The organism is Clostridiales bacterium (genome assembly GCA_017569285.1).
Classification (GTDB): domain Bacteria; phylum Bacillota; class Clostridia; order Christensenellales; family Aristaeellaceae; genus Aristaeella.
On record CP069419.1, the window covers coordinates 2,358,636 to 2,383,649 of the forward strand.

Annotated in this window: 22 protein-coding genes; 6 read left to right on the top strand and 16 right to left on the bottom strand. The window is 58.7% G+C overall.

Features of this window, described 5'->3' with window-relative positions:
• Nucleotides 1-10: 10 nt before the first annotated feature.
• A complete protein-coding gene (locus tag JNO48_10160; GenBank protein ID QTE67559.1) occupies nucleotides 11-1,372 on the top strand; it encodes a hypothetical protein in 1,362 nt (453 codons plus the stop codon).
• 49 nt (nucleotides 1,373-1,421) lie between these two features.
• Here the strand turns inward: JNO48_10160 and JNO48_10165 are convergent, their stop codons facing one another.
• Both JNO48_10165 and JNO48_10170 read right to left on the bottom strand, forming a co-directional pair.
• Nucleotides 1,422-1,946 (bottom strand): GNAT family N-acetyltransferase, encoded by a 525-nt coding sequence (locus tag JNO48_10165; protein ID QTE67560.1) that lies wholly within the window; start codon nucleotides 1,944-1,946, stop codon nucleotides 1,422-1,424.
• Nucleotides 1,947-2,034: 88 nt separating this feature from the next.
• Nucleotides 2,035-2,745 carry a UMP kinase gene (locus JNO48_10170; protein QTE67561.1) on the bottom strand — a complete coding sequence of 237 codons (711 nt, stop codon included), beginning with the start codon at nucleotides 2,743-2,745 and terminating at the stop codon, nucleotides 2,035-2,037.
• Nucleotides 2,746-2,924: 179 nt separating this feature from the next.
• Here JNO48_10170 and JNO48_10175 point away from each other — a divergent pair, with 179 nt between their 5' ends.
• From JNO48_10175 to JNO48_10195, 5 genes are all read left to right on the top strand, one after another.
• Complete coding sequence (locus tag JNO48_10175; protein QTE67562.1) at nucleotides 2,925-4,373, top strand: peptidylprolyl isomerase; 1,449 nt, start codon at nucleotides 2,925-2,927, stop codon at nucleotides 4,371-4,373.
• Nucleotides 4,374-4,517: 144 nt separating this feature from the next.
• Nucleotides 4,518-5,390 (top strand): hypothetical protein, encoded by an 873-nt coding sequence (locus JNO48_10180; GenBank protein QTE67563.1) that lies wholly within the window; start codon nucleotides 4,518-4,520, stop codon nucleotides 5,388-5,390.
• A 119-nt stretch (nucleotides 5,391-5,509) separates the two neighbouring features.
• Nucleotides 5,510-6,364 (top strand): hypothetical protein, encoded by an 855-nt coding sequence (locus tag JNO48_10185; GenBank protein ID QTE67564.1) that lies wholly within the window; start codon nucleotides 5,510-5,512, stop codon nucleotides 6,362-6,364.
• A 55-nt stretch (nucleotides 6,365-6,419) separates the two neighbouring features.
• Nucleotides 6,420-7,400, top strand: coding sequence for a hypothetical protein (locus tag JNO48_10190; GenBank protein QTE67565.1), 981 nt, complete (start codon nucleotides 6,420-6,422; stop codon nucleotides 7,398-7,400).
• Nucleotides 7,401-7,524: 124 nt separating this feature from the next.
• Nucleotides 7,525-8,676, top strand: coding sequence for an aldo/keto reductase (locus JNO48_10195; GenBank protein QTE67566.1), 1,152 nt, complete (start codon nucleotides 7,525-7,527; stop codon nucleotides 8,674-8,676).
• Between the two features lie 101 nt (nucleotides 8,677-8,777).
• Here the strand turns inward: JNO48_10195 and JNO48_10200 are convergent, their stop codons facing one another.
• The 14 genes from JNO48_10200 to JNO48_10265 all read right to left on the bottom strand — a co-directional run bounded on the left by JNO48_10200 (nucleotide 8,778) and on the right by JNO48_10265 (nucleotide 24,928).
• The gene (locus JNO48_10200; GenBank protein ID QTE67567.1) at nucleotides 8,778-9,167 is read right to left on the bottom strand and encodes a hypothetical protein; all 390 of its coding nucleotides are present in this window, start codon (nucleotides 9,165-9,167) and stop codon (nucleotides 8,778-8,780) included.
• Between the two features lie 251 nt (nucleotides 9,168-9,418).
• Complete coding sequence (gene typA, locus JNO48_10205) at nucleotides 9,419-11,248, bottom strand: translational GTPase TypA (protein QTE67568.1); 1,830 nt, start codon at nucleotides 11,246-11,248, stop codon at nucleotides 9,419-9,421.
• 148 nt (nucleotides 11,249-11,396) lie between these two features.
• Nucleotides 11,397-12,977: a peptide chain release factor 3 gene (locus tag JNO48_10210; GenBank protein ID QTE69744.1), complete on the bottom strand. Its 1,581-nt coding sequence runs from the start codon at nucleotides 12,975-12,977 to the stop codon at nucleotides 11,397-11,399.
• A 218-nt stretch (nucleotides 12,978-13,195) separates the two neighbouring features.
• Nucleotides 13,196-15,325: a hypothetical protein gene (locus JNO48_10215; protein ID QTE67569.1), complete on the bottom strand. Its 2,130-nt coding sequence runs from the start codon at nucleotides 15,323-15,325 to the stop codon at nucleotides 13,196-13,198.
• On the bottom strand, nucleotides 15,318-15,830 hold the full coding sequence (locus tag JNO48_10220; GenBank protein QTE67570.1) for a sigma-70 family RNA polymerase sigma factor: 513 nt from the start codon (nucleotides 15,828-15,830) through the stop codon (nucleotides 15,318-15,320). The genes JNO48_10215 and JNO48_10220 overlap by 8 nt, the downstream gene beginning before the upstream one ends.
• 166 nt (nucleotides 15,831-15,996) lie before the next feature.
• On the bottom strand, nucleotides 15,997-19,074 hold the full coding sequence (locus tag JNO48_10225) for a hypothetical protein (GenBank protein QTE67571.1): 3,078 nt from the start codon (nucleotides 19,072-19,074) through the stop codon (nucleotides 15,997-15,999).
• Nucleotides 19,064-19,591 (bottom strand): sigma-70 family RNA polymerase sigma factor, encoded by a 528-nt coding sequence (locus JNO48_10230; protein QTE67572.1) that lies wholly within the window; start codon nucleotides 19,589-19,591, stop codon nucleotides 19,064-19,066. The genes JNO48_10225 and JNO48_10230 overlap by 11 nt, the downstream gene beginning before the upstream one ends.
• Before the next feature lie 181 nt (nucleotides 19,592-19,772).
• Entirely contained in the window at nucleotides 19,773-21,896 is a 2,124-nt protein-coding gene (locus tag JNO48_10235) for a hypothetical protein (GenBank protein QTE67573.1), read from the bottom strand.
• Nucleotides 21,897-22,232: 336 nt separating this feature from the next.
• Entirely contained in the window at nucleotides 22,233-22,523 is a 291-nt protein-coding gene (locus JNO48_10240) for a hypothetical protein (protein ID QTE67574.1), read from the bottom strand.
• Between the two features lie 106 nt (nucleotides 22,524-22,629).
• Nucleotides 22,630-22,890: a hypothetical protein gene (locus JNO48_10245; protein QTE67575.1), complete on the bottom strand. Its 261-nt coding sequence runs from the start codon at nucleotides 22,888-22,890 to the stop codon at nucleotides 22,630-22,632.
• A 39-nt stretch (nucleotides 22,891-22,929) separates the two neighbouring features.
• Nucleotides 22,930-23,148 (bottom strand): hypothetical protein, encoded by a 219-nt coding sequence (locus JNO48_10250; protein QTE67576.1) that lies wholly within the window; start codon nucleotides 23,146-23,148, stop codon nucleotides 22,930-22,932.
• 144 nt (nucleotides 23,149-23,292) lie between these two features.
• Complete coding sequence (locus JNO48_10255; protein QTE67577.1) at nucleotides 23,293-23,559, bottom strand: hypothetical protein; 267 nt, start codon at nucleotides 23,557-23,559, stop codon at nucleotides 23,293-23,295.
• Nucleotides 23,556-24,488: an ImmA/IrrE family metallo-endopeptidase gene (locus tag JNO48_10260; GenBank protein QTE67578.1), complete on the bottom strand. Its 933-nt coding sequence runs from the start codon at nucleotides 24,486-24,488 to the stop codon at nucleotides 23,556-23,558. Before JNO48_10260 ends, JNO48_10255 begins: the two co-directional genes overlap by 4 nt.
• The gene (locus tag JNO48_10265; GenBank protein ID QTE67579.1) at nucleotides 24,485-24,928 is read right to left on the bottom strand and encodes a helix-turn-helix transcriptional regulator; all 444 of its coding nucleotides are present in this window, start codon (nucleotides 24,926-24,928) and stop codon (nucleotides 24,485-24,487) included. Before JNO48_10265 ends, JNO48_10260 begins: the two co-directional genes overlap by 4 nt.
• Nucleotides 24,929-25,014 lie beyond the last annotated feature (86 nt).

Consider the following 25,014-nt stretch of genomic DNA (forward strand, 5'->3'; position numbering starts at 1 on the left):
GTGGAGGAACATGAAAAACATACCGGACAGCCTGAAGATCTATGAGCTTTCCAGGATCTGGAAGGAGGCGGCCTACAATTTCGCGTTCTGGGACAAGGTGGACATCGACTGGGACGCGGAATACCGGAAGGCGCTGGAGCGGGTTCTGGCAACAGACAACGCATATGACTATTACCGGGAGCTGAAGCGCTTCCTCGCGCTGCTGAATGACGGCCACACGGACGTCACCCTTCCCGGGGAGATTTACAGCGATCCGGAGTATTGCGCCATGATTCCCGTGATCCTGGGGAAGATCGGGCAGTTTGTCGTGCTGCAGACCTCGGAGGAACTCCGGGACCGGATTCCCCTGTTCAGCACCCTGGTGAAGATCGACGGGACGGACGTGGACGAGTACGTGCGGGAAAACTGCCTGCCGTATTTCTGGCACGCGCACGGGGACGCCTGCGGGATTACGGCGGCCAGCGAGATCATGACCGGCCGGCGCGGAAGCAGCGCGGTATACACATTTGAGAAGGACGGCAAGCCGTTCGATATCCGGCTGGAAAGGGAAGACCCGTCGAAAATCACATGGCACAAGCCGGAGTATGCCGCCCGGGCGGAGGATGGCCTGCGGCAGGTCAGCGGCTCGGATACATATCAGGTCCGGGTTACGGATGACGGGATCGCGGTGATCCGGATGGTTTCGTTCATGGATGATTCCATGCCGGAGAAGATTTATGCCTGCTTCGACGAACTGAAAAACGCGAAGGGATATATCATCGACGTCCGGGGAAACACCGGCGGGAACAGCGGGAATGCCGACAAAATCGCGGCGCTGTTTATCGGCGGGGAATTCCGGAGCTGTTTCGCGGAAACCCAGGTGTATGAGCCGACGTACAAGGCATGGGCCATGAACCGGGAGGATTTCCGGGACCTGACGCCGGGGGAGGCACAGGCGAAATTCGAAAACGAGGCATGGAACCTGAAGCTCTACCGGATGGGAAGGAATACATTCTACACCCGGGACGAAGGGAATACGGTCCATGCCGAAACGCCCGGAAAGCTGGAGGGCCCCGTCGCCGTCCTGATGAATGAATATACCGTTTCCGCGGCGGAGGATTTCATCGACGTGATGAAAATGTACACGGACGCGGTGTTCATCGGGAACAATACCGCGGGCACCAGCGGCCAGCCCCTGTGTGAGCGGCTTGAAAGCGGCGGATTCTTCCGGATCTGCACACGCAGGTGCATTGCCCAGGACGGGGAGGATATCTACAACAAAGGGTTTTCCCCGGATATCCGGGTCCTCCCGACAGTTGAGGGTTTCCAGGCAGGACAGGATCCTGTTTTTGACAAAGCGCTGGAAATCATCCGCGGGAAGATTTCCGGATAAGGAGACAAAAGAAAAAACCGGACGGCAGGAACTCCTGTCGTCCGTCTTTTCAGCATTCCTTTTTGTACACCAGCATCCCGTTTCCGTACGGGTCGTCCTCCGCGCCGAACTCCTCTTCGGCGAAACGGTAGCCGTTCTTTTCCAGCACCCGGGCGGAGGCTTCGTTTCCGTGAACCACACGCCCGTGCATCACCCGGATGCCGAAGCGGGAGGCGATGAACCGGGTGGCCGCCTCCACCAGCTCGGCGGCATATCCTTTGCCGCGGTATTCGCGGCCGATGCAGTAGCCGATTTCCGCTTCATCCGGCCGGCCTTCCACCTCGCTGATGCCGGTGTCGCCGATCAGCTCCCCGGTTTCCTTCAGCACGACGCCGAGGACGTAGGGCAGGCGGCCGTTGTCCACGCAGTCCGCGTAGAAGCGGATGGCGTCCAGGGCTTCCGCCTCGTCGGCGTAGCACTCATTCGGGAACCAGCGGCGGACCTCGTCGTCCATGTGGTTTTCATACAGCTTCCGGGCGTCTTCGTCCCGGAATTTCCGGACGGAAAGGCGCGCGGTTTCAAACAGGTTTTCCATGGGGCACCTCACGTAAAAAGAAGATGATAAAGAGAATCCGCGATGGCATGATCGGGCATCGCGGATGAAATAACCGGAAAGGGATGGATCAGGGATGGACGAAGGTACCGATGTCGCTGCCCTCGAGCACGCGGATCAGGTTGTCGGGATCGTCCAGGCCGAACACGCGCAGCATGGGCACCTTGTTCTCCGCACACAGGGCGAAGGCGGCGGCGTCCATCACCTTGAGGCCGCGCTTCAGGGCTTCGGTGTAGGTGATATCCTTGATCAGGGTGGCGGTGGGATCCTTCATCGGGTCGGCGGTGTACACGCCGTCGATGTTCTTGGCCATCAGGATGGCGTCCACTTCCATCTCCACGGCGCGCAGGGCGACGCCGGAGTCAGTGGAGAAGAACGGATTGCCCGTGCCGCAGGCGAAGAGGACCACGCGGCCCTCGGACAGGTGGCGGCGGGCAGCCATGGCGTTGAACGGCTCCGCGAAGCGGTTCATGTCCACAGCGCTCTGGACCACGGCGTCCAGTCCGGCATGGCGGAGGGCGTCCGCAACGCACAGGCAGTTGATCACGGTGCCCAGCATGCCCATCTGGTCCGCAGTAACGGCGTCCATGTTGGCCGCGGGGCCCTGGCGGCCGCGCCAGATATTGCCGGCGCCGATGACGATGCCGACTTCCACGCCCATATCGTGGATTTTCTTAATGATTCCGGCTGTGCGGTTTACCTTTTCAAAATCAAACAGGTCACGGTCTGACTTCAGCGCTTCACCGCTGAGCTTGAGCATAATCCGATGATAAACTGCCATGCTATTCCTCCCATGCGTTTGATCTGCATCCTGTTCAGTATATCACGTTTCCGGCCGGCGATAAAGACAGAATTCACGGGAAGTTTACAAACGGCTCGTTGAACTTCCGTTTCAGATCATGTATAATGCTTGCATCAGGAAGGCTGCGCCTTCCCAGTTGAAAACCGGAGGAAACAAAGATGATGAAACGGATAATTGCCGTACTGACAGCCCTGATGATGCTGATCTCCGCGGCCGCGCTGGCGGAAGGCAGCGCTGAAGATCCCGTACTGGTCACCGTGAACGGCCAGGAGCTGCGGGAAAGCAGCGAGGAGTACCGGGTATGGCAGGATTACCTGACCTACCAGGCCGGCCAGGACTCGGAAGAATATGCCGTGATGATCCAGCAGTACGCGATGGATTACGCGATTCGCTATGTGGCCATGGCCCAGAAGCTGAACGAGATGGGTAACAGCGTTCCGGAAGAGGAACTGAATGCCGGCCGGGAAGAAGCCCGCGCGGGCTGGGAGAGCATTGTGGCGGACTTCATGCAGAGCCAGTACGGCGTGGGCGCCGATGCCACCGATGAGGAAAAGGCGGCGGCGAAGGCCGACACGCTGGCGTATATCCTGGAAAACTACGGATATACCGAAGAGAGCTACGTGGAAGAGGCCATGATGTATACCCGCCTGAACGCGGTTTACGACCGCGGACAGAAACTCGCCGAGGAAGGCATCGAAGTGACCGACCAGGAAGTGGAGGATCACTTCAAAACCATCGTGGCGGAGGATGAAACCTTCCTGAACCAGATGGTCCAGCCGGAAGAAGGGGAGGAAAAGACCCCCGAGCAGATGAGCGATGAGCTGGTGCAGGCCTACGAGTTCTACAGCCAGTACTACGGATATGATTTCAAGTATTTCCCGGAAGGCTACCGGGGCATCACCCACATCCTGCTGAAGGTGGAACAGGAACTGCTGGACAAGTGGCAGGAGCTGGCCGCGAAGCTGGAAGAGCAGAACGAGCCCAAGGAAGAAGTCGCCCCCGAAACGGTTGAAGCAACAGACGCGGAACCCACTGCGGAACCGGAACCCACTGCCGAGCCGGAAGAACCCGTGACCCCCGAAATGGTGGAAGCGGCGAAGCAGGCGATCCTGGACAGCGTGAAGGACACGGTGGATGAGATCAACGCGAAGCTGGAAGCCGGCGCGAACTTTGAGGACCTGATCCTCGAGTACGGCACGGACCCGGGCATGCAGGCGGAAGAAAACCGCACGAAGGGCTACGCGGTGCATCCCTCCAGCATCATGTTTGAGCAGAACTTCACCGCCGGCGCCGCGGCGCTGGAAAAGGTCGGCGACGTCAGCGATCCCATCGTGAGCCAGTTCGGCGTGCACATCCTGCACTACCTGCGGGATATCCCCGGCGGCGCGGTGGAACTCACCGATGCCCTGAAGGAAGAACTGCGCGCGGACCTGAAGAGCGAAAAGATCCAGGCGGCGTTTGACGCGCTGCAGGAGAAGTGGGTTGCCGAGTCCGAGGTCGTATGGACCGAAGCCGGCGAGGACTGGAAGATTGACGAGGCGGCCCTGGCGGCCGAACCGGAAACTGCTGAACCGGCCGAAGAGACCGAAGCGGTTCCGGCAGAATAATCGACCCGAAGATGACGGGAGAGCGGATCACAGCTGCTCTCCTGTTTTTGTTTCCGGGAATATTACCGGAAAACGGCAACAAACTGCCGCCCGGATTCGTCTATATATCTGGGAACACATAACGGGAAAGGACGGAAAACAACCATGAAAAGGATCTGCGCCCTGCTTTTTGCGCTCTGCATGCTGGTATCCTGCGCGTATGCGTCCGTGGAAAAAGAAGAACGGCGTACGCCTTTGTCCAATAAAACCCTGGTCAAAATCCTGGAAAATAACGGATACAAGGGCTGGACGCTGTACCAGCCCGGCCCCTGCGAGACGGAAACCAACACGTCCTCCAAAACGTTCCTGCGCCGGGTCAGTATCTATCCCATCGTGGCCGAAAAGGACGGGGAAACGCACCTGGTGATCCTGCGGAAGAAGGGCAAGGACTGGAAATTCCAGCTGGCCAGCGACAAGGCAGTCTCCCGGGACGGCTTCCGGATGTATGATTTTTCCATGGATGAGAATATCAGCAGTGAAAGTAAAACCCTGTATATCTGGTTTGACTACGCGGACGGACAGGATCGGAGATATACGCTGGAGCTGGATCTCAGCGACACGTACAATTCTTACTTCAGGTACCTGGAGCTGCCGGGAGAGGATACGGCTGACGGCCGGATCTACCGGACGATCATTATGAATTACCTCCGGGATTTTGACTTTGAACTGAGTTATTACGGCGGCTCTTTCCGGGAGACCATCGGTGTGCAGCCGTGGAAGACGCATGAATTCGGAATCGAGGAATTTTCCCTGGCAGAGATGCCGCTTTCCCTGGCGGACCTGACAAAGCAGGCCGTTGTGAAGAACGCGCCGGACGGAGCGCCCCTGTACCGCCGGCCGTCGGAAACCGGTGAGCCGATTGCGGTGCTCCATGAAGGCGAACCTGCGAACATTGTCCGGCTGGAGTACAGTGACAAGTGGATGATTGTATACATGCAGGACGATGTATATTACGCGCGGAGCGCGGCGTTTGAATAACGCAATAAGAAAAGGCCCGGTGGATTAACCGGTTCTATTTTGCCGTTTTGGCCCTGTTTTGACGCTGTGTATGGCTATATGATATCATTAAACCGGATAAATCGAAAGGATAAGTTTCTATGGACCCGACAACAGGACCCCGGAAGACCAACTTTGGATATAACCGCTTTGCGGATCTGTTCTATTACCTGCTTGCCCACATGCCGCTGGACTGCGCCGCGGACGTGTACGACGCGGAATATGTGGCGCAGATGGCGGGGGAGCTGGGCGTTTCCCCGCAGGTTCCCCAGCGGCTGACGGAATACTACCAGGAACATTTTGACCGCCTGAATATCATCAACTTTTTCCCGCTGGCAGCGGACAACATCCGGCATCTCCGGGAAGGGCTGGCATCCTGCGGACAGCTGACGGAAGAGGATATGAGCCGATTCGTGGATCCGCTGCTGGAAATCTGCGAACGGGTATCCGGCCCGTTCTACAAATGGTGGGAACAGCACCACGCCGAATCGGCGGAACGGAAGGAGAAGGTATACGACCGGTTCAGCGCCCTGGCGGCCCGTTTTGCCCCGTTCCTGGACAAAGCCGCCGGCACTGCGAAGGTTCTCTTCTCCTACAGCCTGCAGAAGAACGGCCGGGCCTTTTTCCAGCCGGACGGAATCACGGTTTACCTGACCTTCCCGGAAAAGGATGAGGAGATTGCCGGCTGCTTCCTGCAGTACCTGCATGAATGCACCCACGGGGTCACCGACCCGCTGATGAACCGGAATATCCTCATGGCGGACGGATCCCATGACGTCTCCGAATACCAGGTGCTGTGCTTTGACGAGTACCTGATCGGGGCGCTGGCCCCGGACATGGCGGAAATCTACCGGACCTGGATCAGCCGGGAATACCTGGATTATTCCCATGAACAGCTGGGAGCGGAAGGCGAACAGCGGCTGAAGGACTGCCTGAAGGAAATCCTGGAACGGTAATATACCGGAACAAGATCCGGAGAAACAGAAACGAACGGAGAAGGAGGACATCAGGATGAAACGGATAATCTCATTGCTGCTGGCGGTTCTGCTGCTTTCGGCGGTTTTGACTGCCGGCGCGGAAGAAGCCGGGTACGTGAAGGAGGAAAACACCGCACGGGATGCCGTGAGCTATCCGTACCTGATCCGGACGCCGTCGGCGGTATGGCATATCTCCAAAGCGGATATTGAACTGCTGGGAGAGGATGCTTACTACGAAGGCCTGTACGCGGTCATGGGCCTGGCGGAGGCCGACTTCGCCGACGCGCGGGCGGCACTGGAAGGATATATTTTCGATGAGATCCCACCGATTGACATCTACACGGATTTCTGCAACAAAGGGGAGCTTTCGTTTATCGCATGGGCGTATTACGACGGCAACCGAAATGAAATCCGGCTGTTCAATGGGTGGGAAAAAGCGTGCACCGCGCTGCAGCATGAATATGTGCACTACCTGACCATGCACTGTGCGGATCCCGCGACGCCGCCGTATTACTGGGCGGAAAGCGTCGCCGACTATGTCACGCATTACGTGTGCAAAAACCGCCTCGCACGTTCTGTGAACATGGGCAGGGATTTTACACTCGATCCGCCGGAAATGCGGGAAGCGATATGGGACGAAACGGAGAACTGCGTGGATCCCCGGCGGGCCTACATGGTGTGGGGCATATTCTATACGCGCGGATACGTTATCGGCGAAAGGTATTTTGACGTCCGGAACCAGTGGATGACGCGGACGGAAGATCTCCAGGGCCGCCTGACGCCGGATATGATTTCCTATTATGAGGCTGCGGGAATAATGGCCTACCTCGTGGACACCTATGGGAGAGAGACGGTCTTCGGCAGCTGGACGGCCGACCCGAAACACCTGGAAACCGTGTTCGGCAAAACATTCCGGGAGCTGTATGCCGATTGGGCAGCCTGGAACGAAGAACAGTGCATACAGGAGGGAATCATCGTCCCCGACCTTTTCGCACTGGCGGAACAAGCCCAATAAGGAACAGAACCTGATCCGGCCCGGGAGAGATTCCCGGGCCGGTTTCCTTATCCGGTTTGCTTTGACAGGCGGGCGGCAGAAGGCTATACTTGAAGCAGAAAAACGATCCGGAGGAAAAAACAATATGCAGTACAGGCGCCTTGGAAAAACCGGCCTGATGGTGAGTGAAATCGGCTTCGGCGGGGAATGGCTGGAACGGCATGAGGAGAGCGAATCGGTCGCCCTGATGAAGTATGCCCACAGCAAGGGGATCAACATCGTGGACTGCTGGATGCCGGACCCGAAATCCCGGGATATCATCGGGCAGGCGATCGCGGAAGACCGGGCCGGGTGGTACGTCCAGGGGCATGTTGGCTCTACCTACCAGAACGGGCAGTACACCCGCACCCGGGATGTGGAACAGTGCCGGATTGCCTTTGAGGACCTGCTGGCCCGGCTGAAAACGGATTATATCGACCTGGGCATGATCCATTATGTGGACCAGGAAAGCGACTGGGAGCTGGTTTCCCGTCCGGGTCTCTACCTGGATTATGTGACGGAGCTGAAAGCGAAGGGAACCATCCGGCACATCGGCCTGTCCACCCATAACCCGGTGATCGCCCGGAAGGCCGCGGAAAGCGGACTGGTGGAGATGATCCTCTTCAGCGTCAACCCGGCTTTTGACCTGATGCCGCCGACGGATGACATTGAAGATTACTTCGCCGGACGCTATGCGGACGACCTCAGCGGGGTTGACCCGGTGCGGGTGGAAATGTACAAAGTCTGCGAGCAGCAGGACGTCGGGATCACCTGCATGAAGCCGTATGCGGGCGGGCGCCTGTTTGACGCGGCGCGGTCGCCCTTCGGCACGGCGCTGACGCCGGTGCAGTGCATCCACTACGCGCTGACCAAACCGGGCGTCGCTTCTGTCCTGTGCGGATACGATACGCCGGACCAGGTGGACGCCGCTGTAGCCTATGAGACCGCGGATGACAGCGAAAAGGACTACGCGAGCGTGCTGGCGAACGCCCCGAAGCATACGTTCGCGGGCGGGGAATGCACCTACTGCGGCCACTGCAAGCCCTGCCCGATGGATATCGACATCGCCATGGTGAACAAGCTGTACGACCTGGCGGTGATGCAGCCGGAGGTGCCGGAATCCCTGAAGCAGCACTACCTTTCCCTGGAACACCACGCGGGCGAATGCGTCGGCTGCCGCGGCTGTGAGAGCCGCTGCCCCTTCGGCGTGAAGGTGGCAGGCCGGATGGAACGGACGGCGGAACTGTTCGGGGAATAATGGCGGAATAATATAACAAACAGGGAGCGGATTGATCCGCTCCCTGTTTGCTCTACCTGCTGTGATTTCCGGACCCAGACCGCCCGATGACGGTATGCGGCTTATTCCGCTTCCAGGTTCGGGAGAATCCGCAGCAGGGTCCAGTTTGCCATTTCAATGGTGCCTTCATACGGGTTGTATTTCGGGTTTGCAATCACCAGGATATAGCCGTCCAGCATCCCTTTTTCCTCATCGAAGAAGGCAACGAAGGATTCGGGATCATTGGCTCCTGAGAAAAGGTTGACCGTTCCGGTTTCATCTGCTGCCAGGGCAACCACGGGATTGAGCACCTGGATGACTTTCAGCAGCAGCATGCAGTCGCCGCATTCTCCCTTGGCATCCATCCATTCCTGAATGGTGACAAACTTCGGCCCCTCTTCGGCCTGGGCAAAGCATGAAAGGGAAGCAAGGACGAGGACAATGGAAAGTGTCAGTGCGATGGTTTTTTTCATTGAGGGTCAGCTCCTTTCAGTTATGCTGTTATGATATGAACCATCATAGCAGATATTTATATTTGACGCAATATAAATCTGCGAAGCCCAGTTTCTGAAACGTTTTCCGAAATGTATATCCGGAACCGGCCCATGGATATACTACTGATGAATCAGAACAGATCATGGCATAGAAAACAGGGAAAAGAGATTCCGGAGGAACGAAAAAAGGGAACCGGCTGATTCAGCCGATTCCCTTTTGGGCAGGCAGGTTACACGATCTCTTCACCCTTGCTCCGGGCCTTGGCGCGGAGGGAGTGGTCCAGCTGGCGCTTGCGCATGCGCAGGTTCTGGGGAGTGATTTCCAGCAGCTCATCGTCATCGATGAACTCCAGGCATTCCTCCAGCGTCAGCGGGTGCACGGAGATCAGGCGCATGGCGTCTTCCGAAGCGGAGGCGTTGCGCATGTTGGTGACGTGCTTCTGCTTGCAGACGTTGACCACCAGGTCGCCCGGGCGGGCATTCTGGCCGCAGATCTGTCCCATGTAGACGTTCTCGCCGGCCCCGATGAACAGGGTGCCGCGCTCCTGGGAGTAGAACAGGCCGTAGCTGGTGGTGACGCCGGTTTCAAAGCAGATGAGGGCGCCGGCGTTGCGGTGCGGGATATCGCCCTTCACGGGCTCGTAGCGCTCGAACACGGAGGACATGATGCCTTCGCCCCGGGTGTCGGTCATGAATTCACTGCGGTAGCCGAACAGGCCGCGGGAGGGAACCAGGAACTCCAGGCGCACGCGGTCGGAACCGCTCATGTGCTCCAGCGTGCCGCGGCGGCGGCCGATCTTTTCAATGACGGCGCCGGCGGATGCCTGGGGCGTATCGACGATCAGGCGCTCGACGGGCTCGCACTTGATGCCGTCGATCGTCTTGTAGATGACGCGGGGCTTGCTGACCGCGAACTCGTAGCCCTGGCGGCGCATGTTCTCGATGAGGATGGACAGGTGCAGTTCACCGCGGCCGCAGACCTCGAAGGAGTCTGTGCTCTGGGTGTCGTTCACCCGGAGGGAGACGTCCGTCTGCAGCTCCCGCATGAGGCGGGCACGCAGGTGACGGCTGGTGACGTACTGGCCTTCCCGGCCGGCGAAGGGGCTGTCGTTTACGGAGAACGTCATGGTGACGGTGGGCTCGGAAATCTTGACGAAAGGCAGGCCTTCCACGCAGGAAGGATCGCATACCGTATCGCCGATGGAGATATCCTCGGCGCCGTACAGGGCCACGATATCGCCCATTTTGACTTCGGAAGCGTTCACCCGCTTCAGGCCGTCATACTGGAACAGGCCGCCCAGCCGCCATACGGGGCTGGTGACGCCGGTTTCCAGGTTCGTGTGCACGACGTTCATGCCTTCGGTGAAGGTGCCGCGCACGATGCGGCCCACGCCGATGCGGCCCACATACTCGCTGTAGTCGATGGTGGAGATCAGCACCTGGGCAGGGCCTTCCGCATCGCCTTCCGGGGCGGGGATGTACTTCAGGATCGCGTCGAACAGGGGGCGCAGGTCGGTGCCGGGGGTCTCCAGGTCCAGCGTCGCGGTTCCCTTGCGGGCGGAGACGTAGAGGATCGGATTCTCGATGGTGGATTCATCGGCATCCAGGTCGATGAGCAGGTCCAGGATCTCATTGACGACTTCGTCGCAGCGGGCGTCCGGGCGGTCCACCTTGTTGATGACGATCAGCACCTTCAGCTTCAGCTCCAGGGCCTTCTTCAGCACGAAGCGGGTCTGGGGCATGGGGCCTTCAAAGCTGTCCACCAGCAGCAGCACGCCGTCGACCATTTTCAGCACGCGCTCCACCTCGCCGCCGAAGTCGGCGTGGCCGGGGGTGTCGACGATGTTGATCTTGTGGCCGCTGTAGTGCACCGCGGTGTTCTTGCTCAGGATGGTGATGCCGCGCTCGCGCTCCAGGTCATTGGAGTCCATGACGCGGTCCACGGTCTGCTGGTTTTCACGGTATACGCCGCCCTGCTTGAGCATCTGGTCGACCAGGGTGGTCTTGCCGTGGTCGACGTGGGCGATGATGGCGATATTGCGGATATCTTCACGTACCATAAATTGATTTATCTCTCCTTATAAATCCAGGTTACCTATCAGGGGTTTCGTGCCTGCGGGCACGACCAGGGCTTTCCGATCGCCCTGGACCTTCGGACAATCATTTTTTGATGATTGAACTCTTTCCCCTTATTGAATAATCAGTATTTTACCTATCGGAGGTTTCCTTCAGCTCCAGGCCTTCGTTGTTTTCGCAGGCGAGGCGGATGCTCCATTCGTTTTCAAAGAGCAGCACGTCCCGGCCGTGGCTGTCCTTCGCCCGGCCGGATGTGGAGGTCAGTTTCAGGTCCTCCACGGGCTTGGGCGTCTTCACGACCCAGCGGACATACCGGAAGGGCATGCCTTCCATGACGATTTCCGTCTGGTACTCCGTTCGCAGCCGGTGCTCGAGCACTTCAAACTGCAGCACACCGACGACGCCGACCATGAATTCTTCGCGGCCCGTCTCGGTGCGGATGAAGGTCTGGATGGCGCCTTCCTCCGCCAGCTGGCTGATGCCCTTCTGGAACTGCTTGCGCTTCATGCTGTCCAGCGGGCGGACGCGGTTGAAGAATTCCGGCGCGAACACCGGGATGTTGGCGTAGTGCAGCTTGGGTCCGGTGGACAGGGTGTCGCCCAGGCGGTATATCCCGGGGTCGAACAGGCCGATGATGTCGCCTGCCCATGCCTCCTCCACGGCTTCCCGCTCGTCCGCCATAAACTGCTGGGGCTGCTTCAGGGCCACCGGCTTGCCGGTGCCGCTGTGCCATACTTCCATACCCTTTTCAAAGGCGCCGGACACAATGCGCATGAAGGCAAGGCGGTCGCGGTGCGCCGGGTTCATGTTGGCCTGGATCTTGAAGATGAAGCCGGAGAAGAAAGGCTCCTCGGGCGTGATCAGGCCCTGGTCGCTTTCCCGGGGCAGGGGCGGCGGCGTGAAGGAAAGGAAGCGGTCCAGGAACGGCTCGACGCCGAAGTTGGTGACCGCGGAGCCGAAGAACATGGGTGTCAGCTCCCCGGCGCGGACCTTCTCCAGGTCAAACTCATCGCCGGCTTCGTCCAGCAGCTCGATTTCCTCCTGCAGGCGGTCGCGGTAGTGCTTCTCCAGCACCTTTTCCAGCGCGGGATCATCGATGGCGATATCGGTCTTTTCGACCATTTTCTTGCCGTGGTCCCCGCCGGTGTACAGTTCCACCATCTTCGTATCCCGGTGGTAGACGCCCTGGAAGTCCCCATCCACGCCGATGGGCCAGTTGATGGGGCAGGAACGGATGCCGAGCACCTGCTCCAGCTCCTCCATCAGGGAGAAGGGATCCTTGGCGGCCCGGTCCATCTTGTTGACAAAGGTAAAAATCGGGATGTTGCGCATACGGCAGACCTTGAACAGCTTGATGGTCTGGGCTTCCACGCCCTTGGCCGCGTCCAGCAGCATGACCGCCGCGTCCGCCGCGACGAGCACCCGGTAGGTATCCTCGGAGAAGTCCTGGTGGCCGGGGGTATCCAGGATGTTGATCCGGTACCCGTCGTAGATGAACTGCATGGCGGAACTCGTGACCGAGATGCCGCGCTGCTTTTCAATCTCCATCCAGTCGGAGGTCGCGTGCTTGTCCGTTTTCCGGGCCTTGACGCTGCCGGCGCTGCGGATCGCTCCGCCGTACAGGAGCAGCTTTTCGGTCAGGGTGGTTTTACCCGCGTCGGGGTGGGAAATGATCGCAAAGGTGCGGCGTTTTTCCACCTGCTCATGGAGCATGGCGCGGAATTCGGCTGTATCGTTCGCTGGCAGCATACGGATCCTCCTGAAGTCTTCTGGCGCTTCCGCCACCGGGCGGAAAACACAACAGGGTATTTTATATCGCGGGAGCCCGCATTGTCAAGAAAAACAAGCGTTTGGGGACCCAAAAGCACGAAAAAAGGGAGGCGGGGAATTCATTTCCCTGCCTCCCGGGGTTGTACAGGTATCAGGGGGACTCAGGTATCCAGGAAAGGAAACCGGGCCAGCGGAACCTGGACGATCCATTCCCCTTCAATTGCGGGATCGGCTTCTGTGACCGTCACTTCCAGCCGGAGATTTTCCAGGGCTTCCGGATCACAGGGGAAAACATACTCCTCGAAGTCCGCAATCCCGTCGCTGTTTGTATCCCATGCCATCGGCCGGGTCCAGGCGGGAAGGTCCGCATCGGTGCCGCACTCATTGCAGGACACCTGGACTGTCCTGGATGCGTACTCATCACTCTCACCGATATATTTCAGCTGCAGATGGAGCATTCCTTCCGCCGTGCCGATCGCGCTCACGCGGATGCCGTCGCCCAGGTGCTCCAGCTCTTCACCGCTTTCCAGGATCTTCAGGCCCAGTTTCCGGTAATCCTCGTTGGTGTAATACCGGATATTCCCGCCGAAATTGTTTTTCACCTTGTACTCGAGCAGCACCGGCAGGTCCACCAGGTCGGCATGGCCGTCATACTCCCGGAGCAGGTTTTCCAGGTGCCAGGTTTCACTGTGAAGGTTCTGGATGCCGCAGATGGCCAGCCCGATTTCACCGTTCCGGCTGATTTCGGAGAGGTTATTATATCTGTAATGGACCACACCGGTATACCGGCCGACCGGATCGTCATATGCCAGCTGCGTATAGGCTGCGCGCACCGGGAGATCTGAATCGGGAACCGGACGGGCGGACACACTTTCCATGATCCGGGCGCCTTCCAGGTCCTCAACGGAATACACAAACAGGGCTTCCTTTTCTGTGACTGCGCCGCAGATGATATCCATCCGGATTCCCTGGTCCTCAAAGCTGAGGTCGACCGGGACCAGGCAGTCGTTGAACTGGGGATAGTTTTCCTTTACATAATCGGGGATATTCTCCTTTTCAATCCTGCGCGAGATTTCCGAATAAGACGCTTCACCCGTCCATATACACGTCAGGGGAATCTCGACTTTCCAGCCGGCATTCAGCACCTGTGCGGTTTCGGTGAGGTCCACCCGGTATTCCAGGGCCCCGGCCGGCTTGCCGTTGAGGGTGAACACGAATTCCTCAAAATCCGTATCTCCGTCGCCGTCTGCGTCCCACCGGTAATGCTGGTCATATCCGGGCTGGTTTTCGAGGGATACAGCCACATCCACGAACGGAGCGTATTCCGAGTTTCCATTGAGCGGAACAGGCGCGGTGTCCACATAGCGGAACTGCACGCGGAACTGTCCGTCTACCACCCCGGCCTGGCTGACCCGGACATGGGTGCCCAGCGGGACGTCCTGCGGGCTGGAATAATCCATTACCTTAAGGTCCGGCTTTTCGGTGTTTTCAGCGTACCAGTCCGCCTGCTCCGGCATGGCCACGAGGGCAGGGGATTCACTGCTGTCCGGATTTACCTGCATGACAGCGGTTTTGGATTCGGTCACATCCAGGTACGACATGTTCAGCGGGAAAACAGGACCGTCCAGGCAGTGTGCCAGGTCCTTATACCGGACGTGGATGCCGTAAGTGCACCGGTTACCGGCTTCATCATATTCGGCCAGGACGTTTTCATAGCTGTCAAAGCTGCCGATGTCCGGGTACACCGGATTATAGGTGCGTTCATTGATCCGGCCGCCTTCGAGGTCCTCAACGGAATACACCAGCAGGGCTTCGGTTTCCGTGACTGCGCCCTGGAGCACATCCAGGCGGATTCCGGATTTTTCATAGCTGAGGTTCACCGGAACCAGGGCGTCCATGAGATCCCGATCCATGGAATCAATCCAGGTGTGGTAATTCAGGCTTACTTCCGGTTCAGGCTGCACCGCTGTTTCCGGCGTTCCTTCCGGCTGGGCCAGGGGGACAAAACCGGTAGGTTCGGGCTGGACGGCGGCCAGGTCCCCGGTGGTGCGGACCTGGTCCGGATGGCCGGCCAGGAAGCCGTTTCCGGACAGGACCGGAACGCCAATACCCAGCAGCAGCACCAGCGCCGCGGCGACCGCGGCGAGCCGGTAGTAAGGCCGGTAGCTGCGGGCAGGCTTTTCATCCAGCTTATGGAGGATCTGCGCCCTTTGGGAGGGCATGGAGCCGATTCCGGCACGGTATTGCTCAAAGGTTTCACGGATCAGCTGATCCTGTTTGTTTTCACTCATGGTTTTTTTCTCCTCCTTCCAGGATATTCCGCATCAGGCTGTAGGCCTTCCGCATCCGCTTGGAAACCGCCATTGGTGTCAGGCCGAGCAGGCCGGCGATTTCCTCGTTGTTCAGCCCCTGGTCATACTTCAGCAGGATGACCTCGCGGCTTTGCAGCGGCAGTTTCAGGATTGCGTCCATCAGGTCAATGTGGGTTTCATCGGGGGGCAGGACGGCGCCAGGCAGTTCCGCGGAGATCTCCAGGCTCCGGTGCCTGAACCATGCCGCCCGGCGGATATCCTTGCAGGTGTTGATGACGATCCGTGTCAGCCACGTCTTTTCGGAAGACGCCCCGCGGAAGGTATCAAAGCGGGTATAGGCCTTGAGAAAGCTTTCCTGCAGTGCTTCCTGCGCGAGGTCCATATTGCGCAGGTAGACAAAGCACAGCATCAGCATATCCTTCTCATACTGGACCACCATCCGGCTGACCTGCTCTGTGCGGGTATCCGTAATCGGTGCTGTCATTGCTGCCTCCAAAGTCCTTTCTCACTCCTTTCACCCGGATTAGACGCAATCTGGAAGAAGAAGTAAACCGAATCATATACGATTTTGAAATTTTATTCAAATTTCCGGTCCCCGGGAACGGAAGGCGCCCCGCGGCGCCGGCCGCGGGGCAGGGAAATGGTTTTTTTTATTTCCGCAAGCTGTCCGCCTGGATTTCGATCTTCCAGGGACCGTGCGCGAAACTGCTGGTGATATAGACAGCTGCTTTCAGTCCCTCCTTGTTGAGGGATTCACGCGTGCACCGGTAGGCATATTCGACCCAGCTTTCTGCTCCGTCTTCATCGGTGGCCCATTCGATAACGGATACCTCTTCTGAAGGATTATATTCTTCAAACGGTCTCCAGGCGGAAACGTTGAAGATCGGACGGTATTCATAGCCGCTGCTGTCCGCCAGCTTGCCGTTGTTGATCACATGCATCCGGATGTGCAGCCGGCCGTCTTCAGGATAACCGATTCCGTCCAGCGTTACGTTTTCGGCAATCGGAATATCCAGCGAATCGGTACTGTCGAGCACCTTGATGTCCATCTCTTTTGCATACTTCCTATATTCAGGATAATCCGGGAACGGTATTGCATTCTCCGGCAGATCCACCAGTTTCCAGGTTCGGTCCTCATACTTCCGGAGCAGCGGCAGCAGGTCGACTTCTTTCTCCTTGTAGAACAGCAGGTCCCTGCTCAGGCTGCAATTCAGGTTTCCTTCGATGTTATACAGTTGATCACCCGGGATATACATCGCGTAGCTGGCGTAGTGCTCTTCAGCATCCTGTTCCAGGTACGAAACCGACCAGCCGTCCATAGGATAATCGACACCGCTGATATGCAGCCAGGGAGCATATTCCTCATGCCGGCCCACGCGGTCTCCCGTCAGGTCCTTCAGCGAATAGAGGATCAGGGATCCTTCTTTCTGAATGGCGGCAGATATGATTTCCAGGCGGATACCGTCCGATTCGCAGGTGAGGCCAAGCGGAACCAGGGAATCTACCAGCGAAGGATGATTGCTTTTAATGAAGGACATAGGATCCGAACTGGTTACGGTACCGGCATCGGCAGAAGGGAAATAATAGTCCCTTCGGCTTTCCGCCCGCGCCATCCGGAATTTCAGGATTTCTTCCGCAGTCATCGCTTTGCAGTCCCGCAGGCTTTCCGGGTCCAGGTACCAGAGGCCGTCGGCTTCCTTCCGCATGGAAACGGCTGCATGGTACCAGGTTTCCCGGGCCGAACGGCTGCGGAGGATGCAGTCGGCGGTGTATTCCGTTTCACCGGACTTCAGGGGTGTTGAATCAACGATCTCCGGATTGCCGAACGGGAAGAGGGTTTTCAGGGTTTCCAGCGAATCAGCGGCCTGTTCCTTCCAGGCCGGGACGCACAAGTCCAGCAGCCCCTGCCAGTTTTCCGCACGCCACAGCTGGATGCACTTCAGCAGCCGGGTGTTCGCGTAGGGGATGATTTTGGCTTCAGCGGTCTCTTCCGGTTCCGCAGCAGGGGTTTCCGCCGCTTCCGCGATCTCCCCGGTGCTGACCCAGATCTGTTCAGTCGGGATCTCAATGCTCCAGGTGCCGGAAACGGCTGTTGAAAAACAGTCTGCTGTCATGATCAGCGACGCGTCATCCCGGATTTCGCCGTTCAGCTTCAGCTGCACTTCCAACCAGGGCCCGGGGACCCGGCTGTTTCCGTCCCAGTAAAGATGGGAAGGCCGGTCCGGCTGAATGAAATCTTCCTCCTGGATGATGCCGGAAGCGGATTGGATGGTCGGATAAGTATAGCCATAACTCTTTGGATAACGCAGCTGCACGTGCAGGATTCCGTCCTTATCCAGGTCAATACCGGACAGGATTACATAATCGCTCAGGGGGATTTCCCGGGAACTGGCGGGATCCAGGACTTTGACGCCCAGGTCCCGGATCTGTGAATCGGTAAACCGCGTGTCCCAGGGGACGCGGTGGATGTGGCCGTTTGTCACGATCGGCGGACTCGTCAGCGCCCGGGGCTGGCCGCCGTATTCCCGCAGCAGCGGGATCAGGTCGATTTCCAATTCATGCAGGGTACGCAGGTTTATCATGGAAAGGGCAGCCATCCGATCAAAATCCGTGAGATCTGCCGGTTCAAGGAAACTGGTACATGCTGCAAGGATGACCTTGTTTGCTGCCGGGTCCACATATCTGTAAGGCAGGTACGTACTCCACGAGCTTTCGTCATATGACGGGCCGAGGGACAGTATCGGGAATTCCAGGTTGGGATCCCCGGTCAGCCGGCTGCCTTCCAGATCCTCCAGCGAGTATACGACCAGGGCACCCTCTTTCGACAATGCGGCGGAGATGATCTCCAGCTTTATACCGGAAGATTCACAGGATAAGCCAATCGGTACCAGGGACGCAGCCAGGACCGGATCCGCCTGCACGAGGGCCTGCATGAGCCGCTCTTCCTCCGGGATCTCCTCTTCCGCGGTTTCCGGAAGGTGCCGCGAAGCCAGGACAGTATAATCCTTCAGGGAATCCGGATTGATATACCAGAGGCCGCCGTTTTCCTTCTTTACGTTCAGGCTGATCATGTATTGTGTTTCGGGTTTCTCTATGTCACTGACCGTAACGTTCATGACATACCCGGCGTCCTCAGTTTCTTTGATGCCGGTGATTGCGTCAAATTCGAGCGTATCGGGGGTCATGAATCCGGTGAGGTCCGCCAGCGAGGCGGCCGGGTCCGGCTGCCGGTCCCGCCATTCCTGGGAGCACATTTCCAGCAGCTCCGCCCACTTGTGATCCCGCCACCGGCTGAAAAACCAGACCGCCTGGACATTTGCCTCGGGTACAGGCTCCACGGTGGGCACGACCGCGCCCCACTGATCCCAGGTGACGCTGTTTCCTTCGAGCACGACGGTATCGGTTCCGCCTTCGCCTTCCGGCTGGGCCAGCGGGACGAAGTCCGTCGGCAGCGGCTTTTCGGCCACCAGGGTGGCGTCTGTTTTGAGCGGATCCGGATAGGGCTGCGAGCCCTGCAGGCCGGAAAACACCCCGATGCCGGCACACAGCAGCAGAGTCAGCGCTGCCGGGAGGGCGATGGCGCGGAAAGCGATCCGCCCGGTGTGTGCGGGGGCTTCCGACAGCTTTCTGGTGATTTCCGCCCGTTGGGAGGGCAGGGTATCGATTCCGGACAGGCACTGCTCGAAGGTTTCGCGCAGTTTCCGGTCCCGCTTTTCATCATTGGTCATTCGGGTCATCTCCTTCCAGTACATCCCGCAGCCGGGCATATGCCTGGCGCATCCGTTTGGACACCGCCATCGGCGTCAGGCCAAGCACCCCGGCAATCTCTTCGTTGTTCATGCCCTGCTGGTATTTCAGCAGGATCACCTCCCGGTTTTTCACCGGCAGTTTCATGACCGCGTTCATCAGGTCCATATGGGCCTCATCCGGCGGCGGAACAGCGTCCGGAATCTGGTCCGCGCACAGTTCCGAGCCGCGGCGCCGGAACCAGGCGGACCGGCGGAAGTCTTTGCAGGTGTTGACCACGATATGGGTCAGCCATGTTTTTTCGGAAGATTCCCCGCGGTAAGTGTGGTACCGGGTATATGCCTTAAGGAAGCTCTCCTGCAGCGCCTCCTGCGCCAGGTGGATATCCCGCAGGTACACATAGCAGAGCTTCAGCATTTCCTTTTCATACTGGATGACCATCCGGTTGACCGCTTCCGTGCGGTCGGATTCCCCGGTCATGGTGATGGACGTCTCCATTCCTGTTGCCTCCAATTCCGGTTCGCCTCCTTCACAGGGATAGACGAAGCAGAAGGAAGAAAAGTAAACCGGCCGGGTTATTTGTTTCCCGTTATCTCAAAACAGAGAAAATGGGAGGCAGGGAACTCCTCCAGGGCCGAAGCCCGTTCCCTGCCTCCCGGCTCTCCACGGGAGAAGCGGTTTATGCCCCGGCGGGCCCGCTTTCTCCCACCCAGATATCCTGTACCGGAACCTCAGCGGTCCAGTTCCCGTTGACCACATCCACCAGTTCGGTGATGTAAACCTTGATGCCCAGGCGGTATCCGGCCAGCTCGTCCCAGGGAATGATGAACTCCTGGAAGTCCGCCCAGTTTCCCTTATTGCTATTCCATATGATGTCGCTGTTCCAGCTGTGTATGCAGTCGTCCCTGCCGTTGACCGTTCGGCACACGTCTACAACCTCGATACGGGGACAGCGCCGGGAACCGTCTGCTTTGAAATGCTCATTGTCAATATAATGGACCTGGACGTGGAGCTGTCCGCCGACGACGCCGATGCCGCTCAGCTCGAGATTTTTGTGCAGGCGGACGGAGAGGGGATCCTGGTAGTCCAGGACCCTGACGCCCGCCTTCCGCAGGTCTTCGGTGGTATAAAACTCAGTGCCTTCGGGGCCGTCGCTTTTGACATACCGTTCCTGAATCTCCGGAACTTCCACCAGCTTCGCCCGGCTGCCGTATTTCTGCAGCAGGCCCAGGATGGACTGCCCGGTGCGGCGGCATACATTGAGGTAAGGTGCCTCCAGCCGGAAGGCGGAGCCGGTGTCCAGGGCTTTTTTGCCGTCTGCCTTAAAATGTGTGGCGAAACAGGCTTTCCCGGCAGCTTCGTCATAATGCAGCGGGAATATGGTCTGTCCATCATCAATCGGGGAAAGGACATTCACGATCGGGTAGGAAAGGTCATTGATCCGGCTGCCTTCCGGGTCTTCCATTGAATAGACGGCCAGGCCGGCGGTTTCATTGATGGCCGCGGAGATCAGTTCGAACCGGATGCCTTCTCTTTCACAGACACTGTGAAGGGGCACAAGCTTATCCACAAGATCCCGGATTTCGGCCGGTTCGCCGCGGAGGCGGGCTTTGAGTTCATCCTGCCAGTCATACGGGGCCGGATCGGCCGCCGGGGCGGCTTTAGCTGCGGAGGCCGCGGCTTCGGCCGGCGTGACAGATCCCTTCCATACATCCGCCAGCGGGATGCCAATATTCCAGTTGCCGAAAATCTCTTTCGCGATTTCGGTGATCTGCACCCGGATTACCGGCCGGTCTCCCTCCTTCGGATTCCAGGGGAAAATGAATTCCTGATAATCCGGGAGATATTCATTCCTGTCGACAGCCCATGAGACTGAATTTTTCCAGGACCCCCAGTCCATATAATTCCCGTTAAACCCGCAGTTCACCCATACGCTGCTGATTGAATGGAGGGCAGTTGGCCAGGAACGGTGGGCATTTTCCAGGTAGTGGACCTGGACGTGCAGCTTCCCGTCCGCCACAGCGATGCCGCTCAGTTCGAGGTTTTTGTGAAGACGGACAGAGAGCGGGTTTTTGTAATCCAGGACCTTGACGCCCGCGTTCCGGTAATCCTCTGTGGTGTAGTATTCCGGGTTTTCAGGATCATCATTCTTCGGGTACCGTTTCAGAATCTCCGGGACATCCACAAGATCTGAGCGGCTGCCGTATTTTTCCAGCATTCCCTGGATAAACAGGTCGGACGTGTGCTCGACCTGCAGGGAAGACATGCTGGCTGTAATCTTTTCAGGGAGTTCAGCCGGAGCGTCAAACTGAAGAAAGGCGATATAAGTGACCTTTGGATCTGTTTCGCTGTGATGCAGGAAGGTATAGGTGCCGTGACTTCTGACAGGAGCGCAGGAAAAATCCACAATCGGGAAAACGAAATCAACATCGATTTTTCCCTCCAGGTCCTGCAGGGAATAAACAAACAGGGCCTGCTGCTCCTTTACAGCGCCGGCAATGATTTCCAGCCGGATTCCATTGTCCTCACAGCTGAGATTCAGCGGGACCAGGTCGTCCACGATTCCTTTCTCCTCATCAGGCACACGCCAGAAGTGAGACCGGATGGCTTCCGACGACAGGAGAGATTCCGCCGGGGCGGCGGACGGAGCAGCCTGTTCCGGCGCGCCGGCGGTTTCGGCTCCCTCACCGAAGCCTGGAATGACCGCCAGCAGCAGCGCCAGCGCCGCGGCGGCGGCCAGGAGCCGGCATAGGATCTTATTGATTGGGATATCTTTCATGTTCCGTTTGTTTTCATGTTTCATCGGGTTATTCTCCTTTCAGGACGTCTTCAGCGCCTGCGGCCGCGGCGCGGCCTCCATTCCGCGCCCCGCGTAAACGCCGGGGTTCCTCCGGGTTCAAAATCCCCTTTATATAATAGACGTATTAAAACAGCAAAAATATACCGGCATTTTTACAAAAATATCAAAATCCGGCATAAAAAAGGGGAGGCAGGGCTATCTGCCTCCCGCGGCGGGCTGTGCTTTACCGATTTTCCGAAGTCCGGTTCATCCGGATCAGGTGGCGGAGCCAGCACAGCAGGGCGGCAGCTGCGCCCATGGCCGCAATGGGAATCAGCACGGTTGCAAAACCCGGCAGTTTCAGTCATCCTTCCTTCCCATATTTTCCGTTTCCCGCCGGGCGCGGATCCCTTTGATGATCCGGCGGATGAGGAACAGCAGCACGGCAAAAGCGCCTGTGATCACCCCGAAGAGGATGACCGGGAACCGCGTGCCCGCGAAAACCCCGGGGAAGAAGCCCAGGACCAGCAGCGCGAACATCAGTGAGAATACCCACACCAGCAGGTCCCCGACCCGATAGAAGCGGTAAATCCGCTGCCCATCCTTGCGCTCGACGCTTCTCAGCCAGTAAAACCCGTTGGGGCGGCGCATCTGGAAACCATCATCCTTTCTCGGCGGACAGGCCGGGTATAAAAAGAGGCAGGGACCCCTCCAGGGCTTTCGCCCGATCCCTGCCCCGGCAGGCTGCCGGATCTGCTCACTTGGAGAAAAACCTGCGCAGCACGGCGCGAAGGAAGAACAACAGCCCGGCGATCCCGGCCATGATGCCGGCCAGGACCATGCCCGGGAAGCGCGTACCCGACGTGAGGTCCGGGCAGAATTCCGCGACGATCAGGACGCAGAAAAGGCCCAGGGCGCACATGGCCGGTCCCACGGTCTTCCGGAAGAGAATCGAAAGACGGTCCTCTTCCTTCCCGCGCTTCGACGGGAGATAATAACTGCTGCTCAGGCGGCTCATCAATTCATTCCATCCTTTCACGGGTGAGGGCAGGGGCGGTTATATCGTCAGCAGGCCTTCGCAGTAGAGATGGCGCTGCTGCTTGTAATCCACATACAGGTACGGCTGCTGGCTGTCATTGATGTACGGATCATCGCGGAGGCGATCCGCGCGGACATCGGCGGCATTCATTTCCGGACTGGTTTTTCCTTCCGCCGGAACGGTTCCGGCAGATCCATCGGGGAACGCATAACGGACAGGCTCGAACTCTTTTTTCATCTTTCCAATCCCTCCTGGGAGTCATTACAGAAATAAAGACACACAAAGTTTCTATTTTTTGCAGCTTTTTGGAATTTTTTTTATATTTTTTTTCGAAAATGAAAAACCGGGCGGCCGAAAGGCCGTCCGGAAGGCAGAAATGGTTCAGTTTTCAGCCGGGCTTTCCTCCCACGGCGCCAGCAGGCCGCCCAGGAGGAAGGCCGTGGGGGCGCCGCACTGCTCGCAGAAGCGGGCATCGGGCGGGCAGGTGTGCCGGGGCGCCAGGCCGTCCTTCGGCCGGCAGAGGTTGCGGCGGCTTTCCCCGCAGCGGGGGCAGTAGTCCTTCTCCGGCAGGAAGTCTGTATTCCCGCAGCCGGGGCAGCGGAGGGCCAGGCCGCCGGCGGTCACTTCGGACGTGCCGGGATAGATCATTCGGCATCCTCCTCCTTTGCGAGCTGCCGGCGGATAAACGCCCCGCGGACGTCTTTCCATTCCGGCAGGAGCCCGCGGCGGGCGTATGCGGTTTCACTGCCGCAGGACGGGCAGAAGCGGGCCCCGGGATGGCAGGCCCGGGCACAGGATTCATCGGCGCAGGTGTTGAAGGCGGGCGTGCCGCAGATGCGGCAGAAGCGCGCGTTTTCCGAAAACTCCGTATTCCGGCAGAGGGGGCACCGGGTGACCCGGCCGGTTTTATCCGCCGGGGCCGCCGGATACGGAACGGGGAGAACACCGGGGGCCGGGCCGGATTTCCGGCCGCAGGCGGCGCAGTATGCCGCGCCGGGAGCGGACAGCAGGCCGCAGCGCAGGCAGATGTTTCCCCGGACCGGGGTGAAGATATCCGGGTTTCCGAGGTTTTCCAGCCGCCGGGCGGCCGCCTGCTCCGAAACGAGGAAGGCTTCCGCCAGGGCGGAAAGGTTCCGGGGGCGGCAGGCGCGGACAAGCCCGGCAGGCATCAGCAGGCGGCCGGCAAACTCATCCGCCTCCAGGTCGTCCCGGAGGCGCTCCTCCGGGGATTTCGCCTGTCCGGGAATCGCCAGGTGGCCGCAGAAAATATGCCCCAGCTCATGGGCCAGGGTGAAATTGCAGCGCCGGTCCGGGGAACGCTCCTTCCAGCGCTCCGGGACCGGCTTCATGACGATTGCATAGCTGTCGACCGACGGGAAATATCCAGCCACGGCGTCGAACGCGGCGGACAGCCGGCTGGTTTCCAGGATATCCAGGCGGATGAGCTGCTTTTCGCGGATGGTATCCAGCAGGCGGAAGCAGTTCAGGGGAAAGGAACAGACGTCATATTCCCGGATGAAGCGCCGGACGCTGCGGCCGACGACAAAAAGGCTCTCCGCGGAAAGCCGCGGGTTCACGACTTGCCTTCCTTTGCCTTTTCGGCGCGGCGGCGCTCCAGGTATACGTTGGCCATGTCCATGAGGATCTGCCGGTCGCGGTCGCTGAGCTCATGGGAGACGCGGTAGGCGATATTGGCCCAGGCGGCGTCCTTCGAGAGCATTTCCCGCACGCCGCGGACAACGTCCACAATTTCCCCGTTCTCATCCCGGAAGACCTGCTCGAAGGTCTGCTCCGCCTCGTGGGTTTCCTGGCTGTAGCCGGCCAGGGCCATCAGGGCGGGATAGCTGATGACCAGGGCGTCGGCCACCGCCTTCAGGATCGTGGGGGACGGCTTCTGCCGCTTGCCGGATTCCACACGGGAGATTTCAGCCGAGCTGATTCCGCACTTTTCGGCCAGCTCCCGCTGGGAGACGCCGCGCTCCGTGCGGGCGCTGATCAGGTATTCTCCTAAGGTCATCTGCACACACCTCCATCCCTATCATACCTGCTTTGTTACCAAATGTCAAACGAAAAGATACAAACATTACCAAATGGAAACCACAA